Annotated in this window: 19 protein-coding genes, 1 tRNA gene and 1 pseudogene; 7 read left to right on the top strand and 14 right to left on the bottom strand. The window is 67.4% G+C overall.

Annotation, left to right across the window (positions count from 1 at the left end):
• Positions 1-2: 2 nt before the first annotated feature.
• The 6 genes and pseudogenes from ACZYW1_RS12245 to ACZYW1_RS12220 form a co-directional block, all read right to left on the bottom strand.
• Positions 3-305: a PE domain-containing protein gene (locus ACZYW1_RS12245; RefSeq protein WP_463786075.1), complete on the bottom strand. Its 303-nt coding sequence runs from the start codon at positions 303-305 to the stop codon at positions 3-5.
• A 106-nt stretch (positions 306-411) separates the two neighbouring features.
• Positions 412-4,497, bottom strand: coding sequence for a type VII secretion protein EccCa (gene eccCa, locus ACZYW1_RS12240; RefSeq protein WP_463786073.1), 4,086 nt, complete (start codon positions 4,495-4,497; stop codon positions 412-414).
• 2 nt (positions 4,498-4,499) lie between these two features.
• The gene (eccB, locus tag ACZYW1_RS12235; RefSeq protein ID WP_463786072.1) at positions 4,500-5,993 is read right to left on the bottom strand and encodes a type VII secretion protein EccB; all 1,494 of its coding nucleotides are present in this window, start codon (positions 5,991-5,993) and stop codon (positions 4,500-4,502) included.
• A gap of 73 nt (positions 5,994-6,066) precedes the next feature.
• Positions 6,067-6,387: a DUF2710 family protein gene (locus ACZYW1_RS12230; RefSeq protein ID WP_463786070.1), complete on the bottom strand. Its 321-nt coding sequence runs from the start codon at positions 6,385-6,387 to the stop codon at positions 6,067-6,069.
• Between the two features lie 65 nt (positions 6,388-6,452).
• Positions 6,453-7,118: a DUF5631 domain-containing protein gene (locus tag ACZYW1_RS12225; RefSeq protein WP_463787808.1), complete on the bottom strand. Its 666-nt coding sequence runs from the start codon at positions 7,116-7,118 to the stop codon at positions 6,453-6,455.
• A 620-nt stretch (positions 7,119-7,738) separates the two neighbouring features.
• Positions 7,739-8,072: pseudogene (locus tag ACZYW1_RS12220) on the bottom strand (hypothetical protein); the annotation flags it as partial.
• 102 nt (positions 8,073-8,174) lie between these two features.
• Between ACZYW1_RS12220 and ACZYW1_RS12215 the strand changes: the two are divergent.
• Positions 8,175-8,318, top strand: coding sequence for a hypothetical protein (locus tag ACZYW1_RS12215; RefSeq protein WP_463786069.1), 144 nt, complete (start codon positions 8,175-8,177; stop codon positions 8,316-8,318).
• Here ACZYW1_RS12215 and ACZYW1_RS12210 read toward each other — a convergent pair whose 3' ends face one another.
• The 6 genes from ACZYW1_RS12210 to ACZYW1_RS12185 all read right to left on the bottom strand — a co-directional run bounded on the left by ACZYW1_RS12210 (position 8,319) and on the right by ACZYW1_RS12185 (position 12,232).
• A complete protein-coding gene (locus ACZYW1_RS12210) occupies positions 8,319-8,633 on the bottom strand; it encodes a DUF2694 family protein (RefSeq protein WP_463786067.1) in 315 nt (104 codons plus the stop codon).
• Positions 8,630-8,947, bottom strand: a complete 318-nt coding sequence (locus ACZYW1_RS12205; RefSeq protein ID WP_463786066.1) for an ESX-1 secretion-associated protein — start codon at positions 8,945-8,947, stop codon at positions 8,630-8,632. The genes ACZYW1_RS12210 and ACZYW1_RS12205 overlap by 4 nt, the downstream gene beginning before the upstream one ends.
• A gap of 43 nt (positions 8,948-8,990) precedes the next feature.
• On the bottom strand, positions 8,991-10,151 hold the full coding sequence (locus ACZYW1_RS12200) for a DUF4226 domain-containing protein (RefSeq protein WP_463786064.1): 1,161 nt from the start codon (positions 10,149-10,151) through the stop codon (positions 8,991-8,993).
• A gap of 109 nt (positions 10,152-10,260) precedes the next feature.
• Positions 10,261-10,647: a DUF4226 domain-containing protein gene (locus ACZYW1_RS12195; RefSeq protein ID WP_463786060.1), complete on the bottom strand. Its 387-nt coding sequence runs from the start codon at positions 10,645-10,647 to the stop codon at positions 10,261-10,263.
• A 5-nt stretch (positions 10,648-10,652) separates the two neighbouring features.
• Positions 10,653-11,477, bottom strand: coding sequence for a C40 family peptidase (locus ACZYW1_RS12190; RefSeq protein ID WP_463786057.1), 825 nt, complete (start codon positions 11,475-11,477; stop codon positions 10,653-10,655).
• Positions 11,474-12,232 carry a helix-turn-helix domain-containing protein gene (locus tag ACZYW1_RS12185; protein ID WP_463786055.1) on the bottom strand — a complete coding sequence of 253 codons (759 nt, stop codon included), beginning with the start codon at positions 12,230-12,232 and terminating at the stop codon, positions 11,474-11,476. Before ACZYW1_RS12185 ends, ACZYW1_RS12190 begins: the two co-directional genes overlap by 4 nt.
• A gap of 143 nt (positions 12,233-12,375) precedes the next feature.
• Here ACZYW1_RS12185 and ACZYW1_RS12180 point away from each other — a divergent pair, with 143 nt between their 5' ends.
• From ACZYW1_RS12180 to ACZYW1_RS12170, 3 genes are all read left to right on the top strand, one after another.
• Entirely contained in the window at positions 12,376-12,792 is a 417-nt protein-coding gene (locus ACZYW1_RS12180; RefSeq protein WP_463786053.1) for a WhiB family transcriptional regulator, read from the top strand.
• Between the two features lie 76 nt (positions 12,793-12,868).
• Positions 12,869-14,251 (top strand): acyl-CoA dehydrogenase family protein, encoded by a 1,383-nt coding sequence (locus ACZYW1_RS12175; RefSeq protein WP_463786050.1) that lies wholly within the window; start codon positions 12,869-12,871, stop codon positions 14,249-14,251.
• A 19-nt stretch (positions 14,252-14,270) separates the two neighbouring features.
• Positions 14,271-14,603 (top strand): GNAT family N-acetyltransferase, encoded by a 333-nt coding sequence (locus tag ACZYW1_RS12170; protein WP_463786049.1) that lies wholly within the window; start codon positions 14,271-14,273, stop codon positions 14,601-14,603.
• 1 nt (position 14,604) lies between these two features.
• Here the strand turns inward: ACZYW1_RS12170 and ACZYW1_RS12165 are convergent, their stop codons facing one another.
• Positions 14,605-15,486 carry a TIGR03854 family LLM class F420-dependent oxidoreductase gene (locus ACZYW1_RS12165; protein WP_463786047.1) on the bottom strand — a complete coding sequence of 294 codons (882 nt, stop codon included), beginning with the start codon at positions 15,484-15,486 and terminating at the stop codon, positions 14,605-14,607.
• Positions 15,487-15,563: 77 nt separating this feature from the next.
• On the opposite strand from ACZYW1_RS12165, the gene ACZYW1_RS12160 reads away from it, so the two are divergent.
• Together ACZYW1_RS12160 and fadD32 are read left to right on the top strand one after the other, a co-directional pair.
• Positions 15,564-16,202, top strand: coding sequence for a DUF7255 family protein (locus ACZYW1_RS12160; protein WP_463786046.1), 639 nt, complete (start codon positions 15,564-15,566; stop codon positions 16,200-16,202).
• A gap of 264 nt (positions 16,203-16,466) precedes the next feature.
• A complete protein-coding gene (fadD32, locus tag ACZYW1_RS12155) occupies positions 16,467-18,359 on the top strand; it encodes a long-chain-fatty-acid--AMP ligase FadD32 (protein ID WP_463786044.1) in 1,893 nt (630 codons plus the stop codon).
• Between the two features lie 125 nt (positions 18,360-18,484).
• Here the strand turns inward: fadD32 and ACZYW1_RS12150 are convergent.
• A tRNA-Leu gene (locus ACZYW1_RS12150) sits at positions 18,485-18,567 on the bottom strand.
• A 203-nt stretch (positions 18,568-18,770) separates the two neighbouring features.
• Between ACZYW1_RS12150 and ACZYW1_RS12145 the strand changes: the two genes are divergently transcribed.
• Positions 18,771-20,324 (top strand): DUF3662 and FHA domain-containing protein, encoded by a 1,554-nt coding sequence (locus ACZYW1_RS12145; protein ID WP_463786043.1) that lies wholly within the window; start codon positions 18,771-18,773, stop codon positions 20,322-20,324.
• The last annotated feature ends 43 nt before the right edge of the window (positions 20,325-20,367 follow it).

Here is a 20,367-nt window from a genome sequence, read left to right as displayed (position 1 = left end):
GGTTAGAAGGAGAACTGCGCTGCGCTGATCAGCTCTTGGAGCACATAGCTGACCGACGACAGACTTTGACCGGCGGAGTACATGCCGCGCTCGGCGAAGTGCGCGCCCGCGGTGCCGAGATAAGCACCGCCCGCACCCGCCATGGCCGACGCGAACGCGATGTCGTCGGCGGATCCGGCCATCGGCACCACACCGGTCAGCGCCGCTGATCCGGCGGCGGTCGTTGCTGCCATTTCACCGGTGATGGCCGCCTCTGTCAGGGACGACAAGTTCACCGCTGCGGGGTTGACACTGAACATCGACATGTTGGCTCCCGTGTTTGTCTCCGCAGATCTTCCCTGCGGAATTTCTTGAGTCTAAGGGCTTTTTTGTTTGCGTGTGTACGCCAATTACAGGGCGCATTCTTCACCCCTATTCGTCGGTCTCCGGGCTCCCGACCAGCACTCCTTCGATTTCGCCCTCGGTCGTCACCAACAATGCGCGGCCGGGCGGCAACTGCTGCGCGTTGACCCGGGCGTACACCTTCACCGTCGCCGGATCGTTGTCCATGAACAATGTCGGCGAGCGGGACCCGGTCATCTTCTGCAGGAACGGGTTCATCACGACCTGACCGGCCCAGTTGCCGGGCAGGCGCGCGGCGATCACGTGCAACCCGATCTGGCGGCTCCGCTCGATCAGGGGCAGCAACGGCGCGGTCGCCGCCGGCTTCAGCACCTGGTTGTGCGGCCTGAGCTCGTGCTCGTCGTCGATGAGGACGAACTGCCGCGGGCCTTCCCAGGTTTTCAGGTTCAGCAGTTCCTCCTGCGTCAGACCCGACGGTGGAAGGCGATCCCGCAGCTCGGCCACCAGCTCGGCGATCACGGCGTCGATGTCGTCGGCGGTGTAGGCGTAGCCGCGGACATGCGGTCCGCGAATCTTTCCGATCAGCGTGGTCTTGGGGTCGATCACGGTGATCTGCGCCTGCTCCGGGGTGAATCGCCGGGTGATGGCCTGGCCGATGGCGGCCAGCGTCGTGGTCTTGCCGCAGAGCTGCCGGCCCATCACCAGCATGTTGGGCACCGCTCGGCTGGGCAGGGCCACCGGTTGCAGTGCGCTCTCGCCGATGGCGAAGGGGATGTTGAGCGGATCGCCCCCCTCGGGTGTCCGGTCGTAGGCCTCGATGATCTGGGTCAGCGCCACCCGCTCGGGCAGCCGGGACAGCCGCTCCACCTTGTCGGTGCCGGTGACCTGCGCGATGACCGCGCCCACCCCGCGGGCGTTCACCCGCTGACCGTCGGTGCCGGTGAGCTCCGGGACGCCGACCAGCATCTCGTGGCCGTCCCGGGTAAGCCCGAATCCGGGCCGGTCGAGGGTGTTGCGGGCGGCCTTGCGGCGCTCGGTCGAGGTGCCCATCTGCGACTCGTCGGGATTGCTGAGCCGAAGCTGGATGCGGGCGTTCGAGACGTTGAGCAGTCCCTGCTTCTGCCCGACGAACCAGCCGTTGGCGCTGGTCATCACGTGGACGCCGTACGACAACCCCTGACGGGCGATCGCCATCGCGCGATCCCCCATGGTGAAGTCCTTCTCGTAGAGATCGCCGTAGTTGTCGACGATCAGGAACACGTCACCGAATTTGTCTTCCGGATCGGTCCCGCCGCCGCCGGCTGCGCCGAACCGTCGCTCCCGGAACTCGGAGATGTCGATCTGGTAGTGCTTGAACGACGCCTCGCGGGCACGCATCAATCCTTCGATGGTGGCCAGGGTCCGCGACACCCCTTCGGTGTCGTTCAGGCTGACCACACCGGCGACGTGCGGGAGTTCTTCCATCGGGTACAGCGCCGCCCCGATGCAGAAGAAGGTCACGCGCTCGGGCCGGTACATCAAGGCCGCCGACGTCATCAACGTCATCAGCGTGGTGCTCTTGCCGCGCTGTGCGGTGCCCACCACCATGATGTTGTCCATCTCGGCGTCGATCACGTGCACCAGCTGGGTGTGGTCCTCGGGAATGTCGACGATCCCGATCGGGAAGGTCAGACCGGAGTTCTGGCCGTAGTCGACGTGCCAGGGCTTGCCGCGCCAGTAGCTCACCAGCGCATCGGCCGGCTCACTGACTTCCAGTGGGGGAAGCCATATTTGGTGTGGCAGTCGGGCCTGGGTCGAGACCAGCGAGTCGCGGATGACGTCGAGCAGCTTCTTCTTGCGGAAGCCGTCGGAGTGGAACAGGTACTCGTCGGGCTCGTCGGGCTCGTCGGCGACCGCGAGGGCTTCGGTGTCCTCGACGCTGAGCGGCTGGTACTCCCAGGTGAGCGGTCGCGGCTGGGAGAAGCTCACGTCGATGGTCCGGTTGACGTTGACGACCTTCTTCGGCAACACGAACGGCGCCGAAAGGTAGAAGCACCGGAACGGCTCCAGGTCGCGCGGGCCGACCTTCATCAGCGCGTAGCCGTTTTCCTTCGACGGCAGATGCAACGCGGCGTCGCTGCCGATCACGTCGCGGGAATCCTCGGCCGTCTCCGCCCGCAGCGCGACCCGGAATGCGATGTTGCTCTTGGCTTTACTCAGTGAAGACAGGTCCAGCCGCTGACCGCCCAGGGTGAAGAAGACGTTACAGCCACGGCCCTCCTGGCCGATGTGGATGACCAGCTGAATCCATTCCTGGTGGTGGTGGAACAGCTCGAGGTATTCGTCGATGATGACCAGCAGGATGGGCACCGGTTCGAGATCGCGGCCGGCCAGTCGCATTTCCTCGTACTCGTTGGCGTCACGCGCACCGGCCTCTTTGAAAAGCCGGTAACGACGGTGGATTTCGCCGTCGATGGCCTTGCGCATTCGTTCTGCCAGATGCCGCTCGTCCTTGCCGAGGTTGGACAGCGAACCGGCGACGTGCGGTAGGCCGGCCAGGTCCTGGGCGGCCGACTCGAACTTCATGTCGACGAAGATCAGGATGAACGTCTCGGGCGAGTGCGTCAGCGCGATGCCGTTGGCCAGCGACAGGAAGTACTCGGACTTACCCGATCCCGACGTTCCGATGACCACGGAGTGAAAACCGAAGCCGCCGAAGTCTTTTGCGCGGAAGATGACGTACTGGAGCTCCCCGCCCGGCTTCACACCCACCGGCACCATCGCCCACTTCGCGTCACCGCGGCCGCGGCTCTCGGCCCACAGCCGGTCGACGTCGAGCTGCCGGGGGTCGTTGATGCCCAGCGCCCGCAGCAATTCACCTGCCTGGCTGTCGGTTTCGGACAACTCCCCCGCGCTCATCGGCGACCAGCGGGCCAGTGCCCGGGCGTAGCGGTACGCGGTGCTCTCGGCGAGCATGTCGGCGATGGCGTAGAACGACCCGCGGTGATACAGGTGGCGCTCGCGCAGATCGAAGCGCTGGTCTTCGTCGGCGAATCCGACACCGACACCGGGCCGAGTTGCCAACCGCAGCACCGTGATTCCGGCCATACCCTTCTGACCGGTCACGCCCTCCCACTGCTCCGGGGTGCCGATGTTGTCGTCGACGATCACCCAGTGCGGGCCGAGCCTGGTTCCCAATGACTCCATCGCGGACGGCATCGAGGACGGGCTGGTGCCCACCGGTGGCGTCCACGGGCCCCGGCCCTTGCGGTGCAGCTCGGCGTCGAGCGCTTCCTCGAGCTCAGTCGGCGACACGAACAGCAGGCGGCGCAATCCACACGCGTCGAACATCTCGTCGTGCTGGTTGTGCGGCAGCCACACCAACCAGGACCACAACTCGGGATGGCGGGTCACCACCATCAGCTTCAGATCGTTCGGGCTGTGGTACACCGCGAGCGCGCACAGGATCGAACGCGCCAGGTTGTGCAGCTCGGCCGGGTCAGGTCCGATGAAGCTGAAGCCTGGCTTGGACCGCAGGCTCAGCACTTTGCCGATGCCGCGAATCTTGCTCTGCTCCAAGATGAAATCGCGCAGCGCTCCCCCGGTGACCGGTTCGAGCTCCTCGCCGATCGGCACCTCCGGCCACTGCAGCGACACTGCCGAATCGCTGGCCTGCTGGATGCCGACGCCGAGGCGGACATCGAGGAAGTCCGGGTCGTCGACCCGGCGCTCCCACATCCGCGGTCCACCGATCACGGTGTCCAGATGCTGCGGGTCGCCGTGGACGAACAGTTGGCTGCGGCGCTGATCCTGCGCGGCGCGCTGGACTTCCTCGCGATCTTCGTCGAGCTGACGCAGGTAGATCCGCCGCTGCTTTTCCTGCTCGCCCCAGGAGATTCGGCGACCCCGGCCGAAGCGCCCACTGAACATCAAGGCGCCGAAACCGGCCAACCCCATCATCGGGAAGAAGCCGGACTGCAGCGACCGGACCCCCGACGTGTACATCACCACCAACGTGCCGATGATGCCCACCAGCAGTGCGGGCAGCGCGATCATCAACAGGATGTTGCGCGGCTCGCGCTCGGGCAACGCCAGCGGCGGAGCGACCGCCACCCGAACCGGCGGGACCATCGGTGCGGGCTTGCGCGCGCCGCGGACGAATCCACGCTTGGACATTCCTAACCTCCGGCCTGTGAATGAGGTTCCGGGACAGGCGCTACGGAGCCGCCCCCGGTGATGGTGTCGCGCGCCAGCAAGGCGCTGTCATGGCTGATGGCCGGGCCCGCGGCGAAGGTGCGGACGATCGGCCAGGGGGCCTGCACCGCGCTGGCGGCGTCGAGCCCCAGCGGTTCGAGAGTCTTGTTGTCCCACTGCACGCCGAACCGAACACCTTGCGGCGAGACCCAATACAGATTCTCGCGGCTGCCGGAGCTGGCCACCCCGCTGGTTGTCGCAACGAAGTTTGCCGCCCCCGGCAAAACCAGCGCCTGGTCGGCCTCGACCGAGTCGGGTGCACGGTCGTCGCGCACCAACCGAACCAGCCGCTGGTCCATGCCGATCGGGACGGGCAGACCCCGGCCGCTGATGATGCTGATCCCAGCCTGGGGATCGGTGGTCTGCTTCTGCCACGCAACACAGGTCACCGGATTCACCGCGGCGTCAACGAAATTCAGCTTGCCCGATGGATAGAAGCCGACGTTGAGCACGTCGACCGCCGGGATGTGGATCAGCTTGTCCGGCGAGATCAGCGTCGGCGTGGCCGAAGCCTGAGCCATCGCGGTCCGCAACAGGTCGGCAACGAAGCTGGTGATCTTCTGCACCCCGTTGGCCAGCAGGGTGTAGAAACCGGTGACGGTACCGTTGGAGTCACGGGTTTCCAGCACGGTGCCGACGGTCGATCCCGGCAGCCATGTCGACGGCGTGCCGAGCTCCGGAATCGCCGGAATGATAAGGGGTTCCGTCGCCGGCATGGCGTCGAACAGGGCGTTGGAAATCTCGATCGGGTAGGTGACCCCGGGGTCGAGCCCGAGGTTGAACGTCACCGATCGGTCGGCGGGGTCGATTTGCGACCGCTGCCCGCCCCACACCACATAGGTGGCCCCTTTGTGAGTGACCAGGATGGCCTGGTTGGGTCGCATCGGGGCGGCCCGGCCGTCTCTCGCGAGCTCGCCGGCGATCGAGGTCACCAGTGGCACTGTTCCCGTTCCCCGGGTGGGCGCGGTGTCGCAGACCGACCACGCCGACACCGAATTCGGGGTGACCGTGAGACTGTCTGGCACGCCGGGGATTCCGATGATCGGGCCGGTCGGGTACTTGGCGATCTCGCTGGCCTTCACCCAGGTCGGTGCGGCCGCATTGCCGACCACCAGCCGGGCGGATGTCAGGTTGAGCGCGGGGTAGAGCCGGCCGTTGATCTTCGCGTAGACCGCGCCGGTGTCGCGGTTGCCGATGATCGAGGACTGGCCCACCAGACCGGCGGGCTTCATCACGTGCAGCAGCGCCATCCAACCGATGCCGATCAGCACGAACACCATCGAGAGTGCCACTGCCGCTTGCTGTTTGCGGTCGTCGTGCTTCATCCGCACCGAGAACCTGGTGATCGCGGCTTTCAGCCTGCGGTTGTAGAACAGGTGCCCCGAGTTCTGGTCGCGGTTGGAGAGATTGAGTGGCACGGTCAATGTCCTCTCGGCGACGGATACGCATCCGCCTGCTGTCCAGATACGTTGTGCGTCAACAGGTTGACCGTCATTGCAGTGCTCCGCCGTAGCGGGTCTGATTCTCGGCTTCGGCCTCGTCGCGCAGCGCGGCGATCGCGAGATTGAGTCGATCGGCCAGTTCGCCGTGGGTATAACCGGCCATCACGGTCGGATGCATGGCCAAGTCCACCAACCGGCCATCGGCGTTGGCCACCGCGTGGATATCGCCGAGATCGACACTGTAGGTGACTGATTCGGCTTGACCGACGAGTGCCTCCCACTTGTCGGCGGCCTCGTTCAACTCACGCAGTACCGAATCGACGAGTTCCTTGTCGCTCAGCTGCGCGCGACTGCTCGGTCCCGGCATCATGGCAGTATCTCGACCCCTCCGACCAGCGTCAATTCATCGTCTGCGGGCTTGCGCACGGCGATCTCTCACGGTCCGGCCTTCCATCCGCTGGCCGGTGGCGAGCTGAGCAATTGAAACCAGGCGAAGTGGTAGTTCGCGCTGGCCCGATCCTTGGTGGCGATCGCCTCGGTGGCCGCCAGCAGCAGGCAGTTCAGCAGCAACCCCGGGTCGACGTCCGGATACTGCGCCAGGATCTGGTACCGCGATGTGTCGAGGTAGACCCGCAGTATGTCGATCTCGGCGTCGACGATGCCTGTGCCGGCCGCGCCCGCCCGGGCCAGCGTGTTGACCATTCGCGGCAAGCCGTCGCGCCAGTGCGTCGCCTCGCCGAGCACCCAGCCCAGATCGTCGACGTCCGGAAGTTCGCGGGGTCGCGAGGAGGTGTCGGTGACCTCGTAGTCGGTGGCCCATCCCAGCGGATCACCTGGCGCGTAGGTCGCCGACAACGTGGTCTGTCCGAGCAGCTTCGACGCGGTCCCGGTGCGGCGGCCGGGTGCCAGAAGCTGCACCTCGGAGGGCAGCTTGAGGCCGGGCGGTATCCAGCCGTGCGCCAGATCGGTCACCAGCAGGGTGCTGCCGTCCGCGCGGGTGCCGACCGCCCACCGCAGGCCCGGTTCCTGACGGGCCACGAACTTCAGCAGCCGTTCGAGCCGGTCGCGTTCCGACTCGGACGGGCCGGCCGGCTCGGCCACCGGGATGTGGCGCGTGACCTCGGTGTCGTCGTTCAACGGCGGGACGACCAGCGGCGCCGCCTGGGGTGGTTCGATCGGGGGCTGTGCCAGCGGCGCGATCTCCTGGAGCAGCGACGACAGCTCGTCGAGCACCTCGGTGTCGTCGGTGTCGTCGGTGTCGACGGCGTGCCTCGGCCCGGACTTCGCCGGCTCCGGGTCGGGCTCAAGTTCAGGCTCAGGCTCCGGCCGGGGCTCAGGTTCGGGCTCCGGTTCAGGCTCGATGTGAAGTTCGGGCTCGGGTTGCGGCTCAGGCTCCGGAGCCGGCGGCACGAAGTCGGGGGAGTCCGGCCCCCACCACCTCGTCTGCTCGTCAGGCTCCGCGTCCGCCTCCGGCTCCCGCACCGCGGACGTCTCCAGCGAGTCGAACCCCTCCCAGGGTTGGAATGGTTCTGCTGGGCGGACCAGCGCCTCGGGCTGCTCCGGTCGGGCCGGTGCGGCGGGCTCCACCACGGGAATCTCGATGGTCGGCTCTGGATCCGTGCGCGGCGGTGCGATCTTGAACCGGGTGGTTTTCTCGGTCTCGTCGACGACATTGACCGGTCGCTGTTCGACCGGCAATTTCGATTTCAGGTTGTGCAAGTGGCGGACTGTCGACTCGACACGTCGTGCCGCATAGGCGCGGGCCTCATTGATGACGCGGGCTTCTTCCGCCTGCCGCGTCGAATCGACCAATCCCGCGCACCGAATGTTCTTGAGTTCTTCGTTTGCCGAATTGACGATCCGTTGCAAGTCGGCCTTCAGATATTTGACCAGGGGAGCGGTCTCGGTCGTCACCATGGACAGCTCCGCAGGCCAGAGGCCTCCCGTCACCCATGGGGAGCAGTCGACGGGCGACTTGAACGCCGGAACTTTCAGCGATTCCTGGGCAGCTCTTCGGAGGCGCTGGCGCGCCGTATTCCGTCCGAAGATCGCCATCGGCCAAGCGTACCGTCATCGTTCGCCCGACAACTGCGCCGTTTGCCGGCCGAAAAGGGTGGGTGAATTGTGCGAATAACGCCGTCTCGGTAGCGTGAGCGCGTGGCTGATTCGGGGCTTCAGCAGCAGCTGAATGAAGTGCGTGCGTTACTGGGCCGGGCGCGAGAGTTGTTCGGCGCCAACCCGGTCGAGCCGCCCACCAATATCGCGCCGGAGCGCGACGCGGTCCAGACCTGGGTTCGCTAGTCAGTGCTCCGCGTCGTCACGGCGCGGTAGATCGTGGGCGACCAATCGTTCGATCGCCACGTCAAGATCATCGGTGGTGGGAACTTCGGCCGACGGGGTGTAGCCGGCGGCGACGATCTCGCCGCGAACCTCCATGACGGCCTTGAGGTACGAGACGTCGGCGGTCAGCAGGATGCCCTCCGTCAGGCTCTCCGCATCGGTCTTCATCGCCGCTTCGCTCAGCGTCACGCTGTGCATATAGCCGCCGCGGCAGGAGCGGACCAGGATGTGTCCGCTCGGGTGGACGGTGTCGAACGCCGGATCGGCCTCTGTCATCGACCGTCGTCGACGATGCGTTCAAGCTTTCCGGCGGATTCAGCTTCGTGCTGTTCCCACATGCCGGCCGATTTTGTCAGGTTGGCCGCGATCTCGGCGTGGTTGTCGGCCTGTTGTTCGTAGCAGAGTCGGCGCTGCTCGAGTAGTTCGCGACCGGCCTCCCTCAAGTCGCCGAAGATCGGTCCCAGCGAATCGAGGCTGCGCTGAATCGCCTCGTGCGACGACGGCAGGGCGCGCAGGTACTCCGATGTCTCCTGGTGGTGCCCGGCAGCTTCCCGCAAGTTGGCCGGCACCACATGGATTCGGTCTGCCATCCGCTGTCTCCTTTCTCGGGGTCCGGCGCGAGCCGGGCCGCTTCTACGCTGTCTCGGTTCTCTCGGCGATCGCCGGCCTGGTCGGTGCCGGCGGGTGGGCGGTGTCCGGCGTGGGCGCGGTGACCGGCACCGGAGGGTGCTCCCAGCCTAGGAAGCCGGGTCCGCTCACGGTGGAAATGTGCTGGATCTGTCCGTTCACCAGCGCCCGGCTCTCGCCGAGAGACAGGGCGTGCCGGTCGATGAACATTCCGATGTCGCCCGGCGTGAGCTCAGCGGGGTCCAGCGGAGCACTGACCGCCGTCCCCGGCGGTGGGATGACGATGCCCTCGTGCCGAAACGCCTCCGCGACGGGCGTGCCAGCCGCCGCGGCTTCGATCACAGCGGCGAGTTGCGGTGTTGCGGCGGTCAACGTCTCACCGTTGGGGAGCGTTACGGTGGTCGGACCGGACGGCGGTTCGGCTGCCTTGTCGTGCTCCTCGGCGTCGGACACCAACCGGCTGTCAGGGTCATCCGGGTCCGATCGCGCGTCGTCGAATTCATTGGGCGACAACTCTTCCGGCAGCGAACTCGACAGCGGGAGCCCGCCGGGCATGCCGAATCCTCCGCCACCGGGGAGGCCGCCACCGCCGAACGAGGGAATGCTGGGCATTGCTGCCGGCGCCGGTCCGGGCGGGTAGGCCCCCGACGGCTCTCCGGGTGCCAGTCCGAGATCGTCCTCGGGTAGCGAATCCAGGTACGGGTCGAGCCCGGATTCCGTTGCAGGTTCCGGACTCTGGGTGACGGGTGGTTGCGGCGCCGCCGCAGGCTGGGCGGACGGCCGTGCCTCGTCGGGGTTGTCGGGGCCAGACTTCGACGAGTTGTACAGCGACGTCCACGCGGCCATCAATGCCGAGTTCGACGTGTCGTCCAGGCTCGCGCCGGCGACCACCGCCTGGATGTCGCGCAGCTTGCCGATCAGATATCGCTGAAAGTCACGAGCACCCGCGGGGGTGTCGAGATCCGTCCGGGTGGCCACTGCGCCTTCGATGTCGCGTTGCAGGGCGTCCAGGGCATCCCGGCTTGCGGCGGCCCTCTGATGCGCGTTCAACACCGCCGTAACGACTTGCAGGTCGACTTGTGCCGCCGTCGAATTCTGGTGTGCCAAAGCGACTTCCGCAGTCCTGATGGCGTCGGCCGCGTCGCCTTCCTGATGGTCGGAGGGCATGTCGTCAGCCGTCGCCGTCGATCTGCTGCCCGAACATGGGGGCGACAGTATCCAGGGGCGGGTACGCCGACAATTCACCGTTGTGCACAGCCGCGGCGGCGCCGACGAGCTAGGCGCCGGACGCGTTGTAGTGCTCACGCAACGTGTCCAGAGCGGCTCGCGATGCGGTGTCGACCTGGCGGGCCTCGGTGACCACCGCTGAGATCTCCTGCTGCTTGGCGAGCAGGAACTTCTGAAACTCGCGCGCGCCCATCGCGGTGTCGAGTGCGAGAGCGGACTGATTCGTCACCGCGTGGTCGATGTCAGCGGCGATCGCGTCGAGGCGCTGGGTCGCTTCCAACGTGGCCGCGTGCGCCCGCGCAACCGCTTCCAGAAGGGCCCGGTCGGCTTCCGCGGTGACGGTGTGCCGCGACTGCAACGCGGCTTGCCGTGCCCCGATCGCCTCGACCGTGCCCCCGGCCTGCTCCGCCGCTCCCTGCCCCTGTTCACCCGCCATCGTCGTTACCCCCGCGGGCGCCGGATCTGCACGCCGGTGCCCAGTGGACTGATCCGCACGGTGGCACCGGGTTCGGGTGCTTCGACGACCAGGTTGTTGCCGATCGCCAGCTGCACGTGGTCCGCTGTCGGGAACACCAGGTCGCCTGGGCGGACCTGTGAACGCGGTATCGGAACGCCGTCGTAAATCTGCTGATATGTGGTGCGGTCCAGGTGAATTCCGGCCCGCGCGTAAGACCACTGAGTCAGCCCGGAGCAGTCGAATTGGTCGGGCCCGGTTGCTCCCCAGACGTAGGGCCGGCCCAGCCGCGACAAGGCGGCCCGGACCGCGATGCCGGCCCGGCTGTTCGGCGGCGGAAGCCGCAGCCCCGCCGGATGATGCAGCATCCGGTAGCGCACCGCCCGCCAGCGCGACCGGTGCCGACGGGACTTCCGCCGAGCCGCCAGGACGTGTGCCCGCTGCGCTCGCAACCGCGCCGCCCGGCGACGGATCGCCTCACGCTGGGCCATCGGATGCGTCGGCACCGCGGTGTCGGCGCGGGCCTCGTCGAGCACGCTCTTGGTGAGCGTGTAGGCGTGCGCACGATCTCGGTGGGCCTCGCGGGCAGTCGCCGTCAACGTCGCGTCGACCGCGGCCGCAGCGCGCAGGTCGTCGCGGCTTCGTCCCGCTGCTGCTTGGTAAACGCCTTGTCCACCAACGGTATTCAGTGCTTCCGCGCGGGCGAGCAGGCGGTCGTAGGGCGCCGACCGCGCATCCCAGGCTGCCTCGTGTGTGGCGCCGGCGAACAGCTCGTGCGCGCGACGTAACGCCGCGACGTCGTCGGCCGTCATTGGTCGTCCTTCTCCCCGGTCGACTCCGCGAACGCCCGGACCCGGGGGAGCGCGCCCGGCGGGATCACACCCCTGTTTCGGATGTCCCACATCTCCATGACGGTGACACCGAGCAGTGCCGCGATCACTGCCTCGGGTAGTGCCGAGCGGGCGCACGCTTGGTCCAGCCGGGCACTCAAACTCGTCGACACCCGCTCGAGAAGCGCACCCCGCGTCGCTTCCAGCTCTTCGAGATGAAGCATCAGCCGTCCCGCAGATTCGCTGTCGGCGTTGACGGCGACCCGCCAGGAGTTGGCGGCCAGCATCTCGGCCTTCACGCACTGTTCGATCACAGAGAGAATATACGACTCATATTCGTTTGATGTTTTCGCCGGCGACCGATCGATCGCCGATTTGATGGAATCCAGCTGGGCTTCGGCGTATCCCTCCAGCACTTCGGTGTCGGTGTTGTGCCGGACGACGACGATCGGGCCGTCGGGCCGCGCCACGGCGAGGTCGGTGGGTGGAGCCGCGGTCAAGCGCTCGAGTTCGGCGGCCGAGTCCGCCGCCACCACCAGCCGCGAATAGGTGCCGGTCGGCAGGCCCAGACCGTTTTCGACCTTTTGAACTGTGCTTTTATGCGGCTTGCGGGCGCCACGTTCGAGGTAGCTCAACCCCATGATGCTGACGCCGGTCACGGCGGCGAAGTCGGCCAGGGACCAGTTGCGGGACTCGCGCAATCCCCGGATGGCCGCCCCTGCCGATTCACGGCTCACCGTAGCGCTCCGGCCATATCCGGATATTACACAGCCACCCCTCGCTGCCTGGGCATATTCGTTTCTGTCTGCTAACTCTTGCGTCTGGCCAGATCGTGTGTATACGATTCTATATACGTTTCGACAACGAAGGAGGCGGGCAGATGGGACATCCGTGCTCGGTCAACCCGGAGATGTGGTTCGGCTACGCCGACGATGACGGTGGCGACGGTGCCGCGAAGGCCCGCGCCTACGAACAGTCGGCCACCGAGGCCCGATTGCAGTGCCTGCGGCGCTGCCCGCTCGCGCAGCAGCGGCTCTGCGCGCGGTACGCAGTCGAGAATCGCGAAGAATACGGCGTCTGGGCCGGCGTGAAACTGCCCGGCGGCCAGTACCGCAAGCGCGAGCAGTTGGCCGAGGCACACGCCGTGCTACGCCGGATCGCCGACGGCGACATCAGCCCCCGGCAGCTCGCCGACAACGCTGCCTTGTTGGCACGCCGGGAAAACGACACCGCGCCACCCACCGCGACGGTGTTTCACCTGCCTGTTCGCCAGATCGGGCAGCACTCCGCCGCGTGAACACTTGTTTACCCGACGGGATTGAATTCGTCAGCAGGGGGTAATAAAGGGTCAACCAACCTGGAGGACCTCCCTGATGAGCTTCGACCTGACACCGACCGGTGCTCAACACGACCTGGCCCGTCGCGCGCACGAGTTCGCCGCCGATGTCATCCGGCCCGTCGCACTGGAGTACGACCAGAAGCAGGAATTCCCGTGGCCGGTGCTCGAAGAAGCCGCCCAGCGCGGCTTCTACAGCCCGCTGTTCTATCGAGATCTGATCGGCGATCCCACCGGGCTCTCACTGCCGATGTTCATGGAAGAGCTGTTCTGGGGTTGTGCCGGAATCGGTTTGGCCATCGTCATGCCCGCGCTGGCGTTGTCGGCGATCGGGCAGGCGGCCTCGCCTGAGCAGATGCTGGACTGGGCGCCGCAGTGTTTCGGCACACCCGGCGACTTGAAGCTGGCGGCGCTGGCGATCTCCGAGCCGGAGGGCGGCAGCGACGTCCGCAATCTGCGCACCACCGCCAAGCGCGACGGCAGCGACTGGATTCTCAACGGACACAAGATGTGGATCGGCAACGGGGGAATCGCTGACGTGCACGTGGTCAACGCGGTCGTCGACGAAGAACTCGGCCATCGCGGGCAGGCGCTGTTCATCGTTCCGGGTGGCACCCCCGGCCTGGAGTTGGTGCGCAAGCTCGACAAACTCGGCTGCCGGGCATCGCATACCGCCGAACTGAAATTCAACGACGTCCGGGTCCCGGGGGAGAACCTGCTGGGTGGTGAGGAGAAGTTGGAGCACAAGCTCGAAAAGGCCCGCGAGGTGGTGGCCGGCGGAAAGCGTTCCGGCTCAGCCACACTGGGCACCTTCGAGCAGACCCGTCCGATGGTCGCCGCGCAGGCGATCGGCATCGCCCGGGCAGCACTGGAGTACGCCACCACCTACGCCACCCAGCGCGAAGCCTTCGGCGGGCCGATCATGGACAACCAGGGCATCGCGTTTCCGCTCGCCGAGATCGCCACCCAGATCGACGCGGCGCGACTGCTGACCTGGCGGGCGTCGTGGATGGCCGCCCAAGGTATTCCGTTCGAGCGCGGCGAGGGTTCGATGTCGAAGATGGCGGCCAGCGAAGTCGCCGTGCGGGCGACCGAACGGGCGATTCAAACGCTGGGCGGCTGGGGTTACATCAACGACCACCCGGTCGAGAAGTGGTATCGAGATGCCAAGCTGTACACCATCTTCGAAGGCACGAGCGAGATTCAGCGGATCGTCATATCCACGGCGCTCGGCGCTACCGAGGGCGCCCCTCCGTTGCATGTCGACCTCGAGCCGAGCGGGGGCCCGCTGAACCGCGCGTTCGGTCGCGGCACTCCGCTGCGTTCACGTGTTGCGGATGCCGCGCTGGCCGCCAAGGACCGGGTTCCCGGTCCGGTGATGAAGCTGGCCATGCAGGTCATCAAGCCGCCGCGCAAATGACGACTGGGCAACGGCGAACATGACAACAGACAAGACCGGCGCCGAGGCCGTCGTCAGCGCCGCCGACGGGAAGTACACGATCGCGGTCGACGGTGCGACCGTCGGCCTCGCAGCCATCGCGGACCGTGGTCGACAGCGGGTTTTCTACCACACCGAAGTGGACCCGAGTTTCGGTGGACGCGGGCTGGCCACCATCTTGATTCAGCAGGCGCTCGAAGCGACCCGCGCGGACGGCATGCGCGTCGTCGCGACGTGCCCGATGGTGGCCGACTTTCTCAAGAAGCACCCCGAGTTCAGCGACATCACCGACAAGGCCACGCCAGACATCTTGCGCTGGGTGCAGACGCTGTAGCTCAGTTCTGCCGACCGGCCAGTTCTGCGACGAAGCGCTCGATGAAGGCGTCCACCGATCCGGTGTCCGCCTGTCGGATAACGAATTTCGTCAGACCGGCCGCCAGGTAGCCGTCGATCTGGCGGTGCAGCTGACCCCAGTCGGCGGCAACCAGGTCAGCGGGGTCGGCGTCCGGGCGACGTTGCCGCACCGCCGCAAGCAACTCCGGTGGCAGTTCACCGTCGCCGACGGCCAGCGAGATGCCGAAGTGATCCGGCTCGATCTCCCGGCCGGCTTCGGCGGCCGCGCGCTGGATCGCCTCTCGGCCCGCACCGGCCTCGGTCGGCGTCAGGAAGCTGCCCAACCAGCCGTCAGCGAGTGCGCCGATCCGCCGGAATGCTGCCGGCGCCGACCCGCCCAGCCAAATATCAAGCGGGGGAGTGGGTCTCGGCATCACCGAGGCCGCCGTCACCGAGAAGAACTCGCCATCGTAGCTGGCCGGGTCATCGACCAGAGCGGCGCGCAGGATCCGCAGCGACTCATCGAACACCGCGCCGCGCTTGCCTTTGGGGACCGGGAAAACCTCGCGCTCAGCCGGTATCGCCGACTGCAGACCGAACACCGGCAGCACCCGCTTGGGCGCGAGTGCCGCCAGCGATGCCAGCTGCTTGGCCACCAGCACCGGATGGCGCCCCGGCAGCACCGCCACGGAGGTGCCCACCTTCAGTCGCTCCGTCCGCGCCAGGGCGTAGGCCATACCGACCATCGGATCGACCGCCGGTGAGTAGACCAGCTCGGAGAACCACAGCGAGTCCACCCCGCTGCTTTCCAGGTGATCGACGAGGGGTGGCAGCTGATCGACCGGGGTGTTGAGGCCGAGCCCGACCCCGAAGCGAACCTTCATGTCTCATGCAAACACGGAACGGGCGCGTCGCATGCCCGCCCGGCCGTCGCCGCCGCAGTGCGTGGCAGCATCGGCTCGTGGCTGTCGGCGACCAACAACGCGCGCTGCAGCGGGCGCTGAGGGACGCGGGCTTCGATGCCGCGCCGTCGCCGGCGAGCCTGCGCATCGACATGCTGCCGGCCGAGGCGCAGGCGCAAGTACTGCACCTGTACCGCCAGCTCGGCGGCATCCAGGACCAGCCCGCGCTGACACCGACGGGCTGGGATTGCCCCCTCGCGAACGGGCTCATTGTGGAGTTGGACGAGCTGCAACACTTCAACCGCTACCGTGCGACGACCCTGGACGCGGCGTGGGCACTCCAATTGCCCTGGCGCACCGACTATCTCAGGTTCTGCGCGGTATACGAGGCCGACTGCCTGCGGACCAAGGGCAGCAGCAAATTCTGGTCGACACCCAAGACCGTCTCGATGTTCGGCACGCCTGCGCCCGGCGCCAAGACGCTGGACGGCGTCGGTTCACCGCGGTGGAAGCAGCGGGCCCTGTACGACGCCATGCGCGACATCGCGGCGCTCAGCGGCGTGGTGCGGCTGGCTCGGGTGTCGATCTTCGACGACGTCGGCGGCACGCCACTGGGACTGACCCTCAGCGGTGCGATGCGCCCGGACCCGCAGTCCCTGACGGAGCTGATAGCCCGGCGGACCGCGGTGGTCGCCTGACGGCGGCGCTGGTCGGTTCTCCTCGATTCCTGTGACGTCGCCAAGATCCGGCGCTGCGCTCGTGGTTCCGGCGGCCGAATGTGGGACGGTGGTAGGCGATCGCGGGCGAGTTTGGAACGTTTTGCCCTTTTGGCGAGCACGGCGTCCTCCTGTCAGGGGCGGCTGGTCGGCTTCGGTCCGTCGGTAGGCAGCGCTCATCTGAGCTGCCGGCCAGCGAAGAGAGACCGGCTGAGGCCGGTGCACACGCGCCAGAGGAGACCCGCCATGCCAGTGCCCAACCCGTTCGTCGACGCCAAGACCGGGCGGATCAAGTTCCCGGACAACGGCAGCCTGGTCCGCCACGTCGAGCGCTGGTCGAAGATGCGTGGGGAGCGGCTGGCCTACCGCTACCTGGATTTCTCGACCGAACGCGACGGCGTCTACCACGACCTGTCCTGGGCCCGGTTCAGCGCGCGTAACCGCGCGGTCGGCGCCCGTCTGCAGCAGGTGACCAAGCCGGGTGACCGTGTCGCCATCCTCGCGCCGCAGGGCCTGGACTACATGGTGGCGTTCTACGGCGCGCTGTACGCCGACGTCATCGCCGTCCCGTTGTTCGACCCCGCGGAACCCGGCCACACCGGGCGGCTGCACTCGGTGCTGGGTGACTGCGCGCCGTCGGCGATCCTGACGACCGCGGATTCCGCCGACGGTGTTCGCCAGTTCTTCCGCCAGCACCGTCCGGCGGGGGAGCGGCCCCGCGTCATCGCCGTCGACGCCATTCCCGACGAGGTCGCCGAAACCTGGCAGCCGGTGTCGGCGGACCCCGATTCGATCGCCTACCTGCAGTACACGTCCGGGTCCACCCGCGCCCCGGCGGGCGTGAAGATCACCCACCGGGCGGTCGCCACCAACCTGGCGCAACTGATCACCGCGTTGCAGGTCGAGGAGGGGCAGCGCGGCGTCATGTGGCTGCCGCTGTTCCACGACATGGGACTGGTCACCGCGATGGTCCCGTCGGTCGTCGGACACTGCATCACGATCATGAGCCCCACGGCGTTCGTACGCCGGCCGCTGCGCTGGATCAAGGAGCTCGCGGTTCAACCCGACGACGACGGCCCGACGTTCTCGGCCGCACCCAACTTCGCCTTCGAGCACGCCGCCCTGCGCGGTCTGCCGAAGGACGGCGACCCCGAGCTCGACCTCAGCAACGTGTTCGCATTGCTCAACGGCAGCGAGCCGGTGTCGACGGCCTCGATGCGCAAGTTCAACGAGGCCTTCGCTCCGTACGGCCTGCCGGCCACCGCCATCAAGCCGTCCTACGGCATGGCGGAAGCGACCCTGTTCGTCTCGACCACCGACATGAAGCAGGAAGCGACCACCATCTACGTAGACCGTGAGGAGCTGGCCCGCGACCGCTTCCGCCTGGTCGCCGCCGACGCACCCTCGGCGGTGGCGCAGGTGTCCAGCGGCGTGGTCGCGATCGACCAGTGGGCAGCCATCGTCGATTCCGAGACCGCCACCGAGCAGCCCGACGGCCACATCGGCGAGATCTGGCTGCACGGCAACAACATCGGGGTCGGCTACTGGGGCAACGAGCGCGACAGTGCGGAGACCTTCAACAACATCCTGCAGACGCGTGCCACCCCGTCGCACGCCGAGCGGGTCGCTGAAGACGGCCCGTGGATGCGCACCGGCGACTACGGCACCTACTTCGAAGGCGAGCTCTACGTCACCGGCCGGGTAAAGGATCTGGTGATCATCGACGGCCGCAATCACTACCCGCAGGACCTCGAATACACCGCCCAGGAGACCAGCCCCGCGCTGCGGGCCGGCTACGTGGCCGCGTTCTCGGTGCCGGCCAACCAGCTGCCCGCCCAGGCGTCGGAGCCCAACCGCGACCCCGAGGACTCCTCGGAGCAGCTCGTGATCGTCGGCGAACGCACGCCGGGCGCGCACAAGACCGACATCGGTGCCGTCCTGGAAGGCATTCGCGCCGCGATCGCGGTGCGCCACGGCGTGACCGCGCGGGATGTGCTGCTGGTGCCCGCCGGCTCGATTCCCCGGACGTCCAGCGGCAAGGTCGGCCACGCCGCGTGCCGGGCCGCGTACCTCGACGGCAGTCTGCGCGGCGGGCACGTCCAAGACGCATTTCCCGACGCCGAGGCGACCCGGACGTAGCCCCGTATCCGGAAGGCAGTTAAGTGGGACCCATCGCGAATGCGAAGCGATGCGGACTGCCGGCGCTCCCAAAACAAAAACCCCGGCCGATAGCCGGGGAATCTGTTCTCTACTCGTCACCTATGTGGGCGAAGGGGGACTTGAACCCCCACGTCCCGAAGGACACTGGCACCTGAAGCCAGCGCGTCTGCCATTCCGCCACTCGCCCTGAACAACCGGTGGAGCCTATCACTGAACCAGCGGGCAGCCCCAAATCGCATGGCGCAGCTATTGACCTGCCGCAACAGGATTCTCAGAGTTCTGGAGGTGCCGCTGCGCTGCGCTTGCCGGATAGCATGCTGGTACGACACGCGTCATGCGACACGCCGGAACGAAGTCCGCGTACGGCACCGACCACAAGGACGAGCAGACATGGGCAGCCAAAGGGGGCTAGTTCAACGTATCGAGCGCAAACTCGAGGTCTCCGTCGGCGATGCGGTTGCCCGCGTGTTCGGCGGTTCTATCGTGTCGCAAGAAATCGAGGCGATGCTGCGCCGGGAGTCCGGCGAGGGAGTCCGTCCCGTCGCTGGCAATCGCCTTTTGGCTCCCAACGAATACATCATTACCCTCGGTAGGCACGACTACCAGAAAGTGGGCGCCGACCCAGACCTCACGTCGGACGCTTTCGCCAAGCATTTGGCGGGATACATCGGCGAACAGGGGTGGCAAACATATGGTGACGTGGTTGTCCGGTTCGAGCACTCGGCGAATCTGCACACCGGCCAGTTCCGCACCCGCGGCGCTGTCAACCCCGATGCCGAGCCCCGGCTAAGCGCCGGCGAGCTCGCCCCGCCACAATCAGACCATGCGTTCCACCCAGAACCAGGAGTACCAGCGATGACTGAGAATTCGAGCTACGGCGGTGGCCAGGGACCGGGTCGGCCCGGTGACGACTACTACGACGACCCGTACGCGCGCCCGCAGGATGACCCGCACGCCGCGCCGGAACCGCGTGGTGGTTACGACCAGCGCGGCGGCTACCCCGAACAGGGCGGCTACGGCGCACCCGACCAACGCGGCGGCTACCCCGACCAAGGCGGCCACGACCAGCGCGGCGGCTACCCCGAGCAGGGTGGCTACGGCGCACCCGAGCAACGCGGCGGCTACCCCGACCAGGGCGGCTATGACCAGCGCGGCGGCTACGGCGCACCCGAGCAACGCGGCGGCTACCCCGACCAGGGTGGCTACGGCCAACGCGGCGGCTACCCCGAACAGGGTGGCTATGGCGGCGGGCAGCGTCCGGACGCCGGCTACGGCCAGAGCGGCTACGGCCAGCCGGCCCCCGGTGGCCAGGGCTACGACGAATACGCCGACTACGGCCGCGGCCCGGCCCGGCAGGACGAGGGCGGCTACGGCGCACCCGAGCAACGCGGCGGCTACCCGGAGCAGGGTGGCGGCTACCCCGAGCAAGGTGGCGGCTACGACCAGGGCTACGGCGGAGGCAGCGGCTACGGCCGCCCGGAGTACGGCCAGCAACCCGAATACGGCCGCCAGGGCCAGGACTACGGGCAGCAGCCGTACTCGGCGCCGAGCGGCGGCTACGACCAGGGCGGCTACGACCAGGGTTACGGCCAGCCCGCCGAACCCGCCGGCTACGGCCAGAGCGGGTACGGCCAGGGCGGCGGCTACTCGGCCGCCGGTTCAGCCGTCACCCTGCAGCTCGACGACGGCAGCGGTCGCACCTACCAACTGCGTGAGGGCGCCAACGTCATCGGTCGCGGTCAGGACGCCCAGTTCCGGCTGCCCGACACCGGTGTTTCGCGCCGGCACCTGGAAATCCGGTGGGACGGCCACGTCGCGCTGCTGTCCGACCTGAACTCCACCAACGGCACCACCGTCAACAACGCACCCGTCCAGGAATGGCAGTTGGCCGACGGCGACGTGATCCGGTTGGGCCATTCGGAGATCGTGGTCCACATCCATTGAGCTCGTAGGTCGCCCCGCCATGCAGCTTGACCGCGCGCCGACC

Source organism: Mycobacterium sp. IDUB_36 (genome assembly GCF_055419225.1).
The sequence above is the reverse complement of the archived record's forward strand: the minus strand, read 5'-3'. Positions and strand labels throughout refer to the sequence as shown.

Bases quoted from the DNA above. Each gene is read 5' to 3' on its own strand.
- fadD32 (WP_463786044.1), top strand. From the start codon at position 16,467: ATGCCAGTGCCCAACCCGTTCGTCGACGCCAAGACCGGGCGGATCAAG.
- ACZYW1_RS12175 (WP_463786050.1), top strand. From the start codon at position 12,869: ATGAGCTTCGACCTGACACCGACCGGTGCTCAACACGACCTGGCCCGT.
- ACZYW1_RS12230 (WP_463786070.1), bottom strand. From the start codon at position 6,387: ATGATGCCGGGACCGAGCAGTCGCGCGCAGCTGAGCGACAAGGAACTC.
- ACZYW1_RS12180 (WP_463786053.1), top strand. From the start codon at position 12,376: ATGGGACATCCGTGCTCGGTCAACCCGGAGATGTGGTTCGGCTACGCC.
- ACZYW1_RS12200 (WP_463786064.1), bottom strand. From the start codon at position 10,151: ATGCCCTCCGACCATCAGGAAGGCGACGCGGCCGACGCCATCAGGACT.
- ACZYW1_RS12205 (WP_463786066.1), bottom strand. From the start codon at position 8,947: ATGGCAGACCGAATCCATGTGGTGCCGGCCAACTTGCGGGAAGCTGCC.
- ACZYW1_RS12195 (WP_463786060.1), bottom strand. From the start codon at position 10,647: ATGGCGGGTGAACAGGGGCAGGGAGCGGCGGAGCAGGCCGGGGGCACG.
- ACZYW1_RS12145 (WP_463786043.1), top strand. From the start codon at position 18,771: ATGGGCAGCCAAAGGGGGCTAGTTCAACGTATCGAGCGCAAACTCGAG.
- eccCa (WP_463786073.1), bottom strand. From the start codon at position 4,497: ATGTCCAAGCGTGGATTCGTCCGCGGCGCGCGCAAGCCCGCACCGATG.
- ACZYW1_RS12170 (WP_463786049.1), top strand. From the start codon at position 14,271: ATGACAACAGACAAGACCGGCGCCGAGGCCGTCGTCAGCGCCGCCGAC.
- ACZYW1_RS12190 (WP_463786057.1), bottom strand. From the start codon at position 11,477: ATGACGGCCGACGACGTCGCGGCGTTACGTCGCGCGCACGAGCTGTTC.
- ACZYW1_RS12245 (WP_463786075.1), bottom strand. From the start codon at position 305: ATGTCGATGTTCAGTGTCAACCCCGCAGCGGTGAACTTGTCGTCCCTG.
- ACZYW1_RS12165 (WP_463786047.1), bottom strand. From the start codon at position 15,486: ATGAAGGTTCGCTTCGGGGTCGGGCTCGGCCTCAACACCCCGGTCGAT.
- ACZYW1_RS12210 (WP_463786067.1), bottom strand. From the start codon at position 8,633: ATGACAGAGGCCGATCCGGCGTTCGACACCGTCCACCCGAGCGGACAC.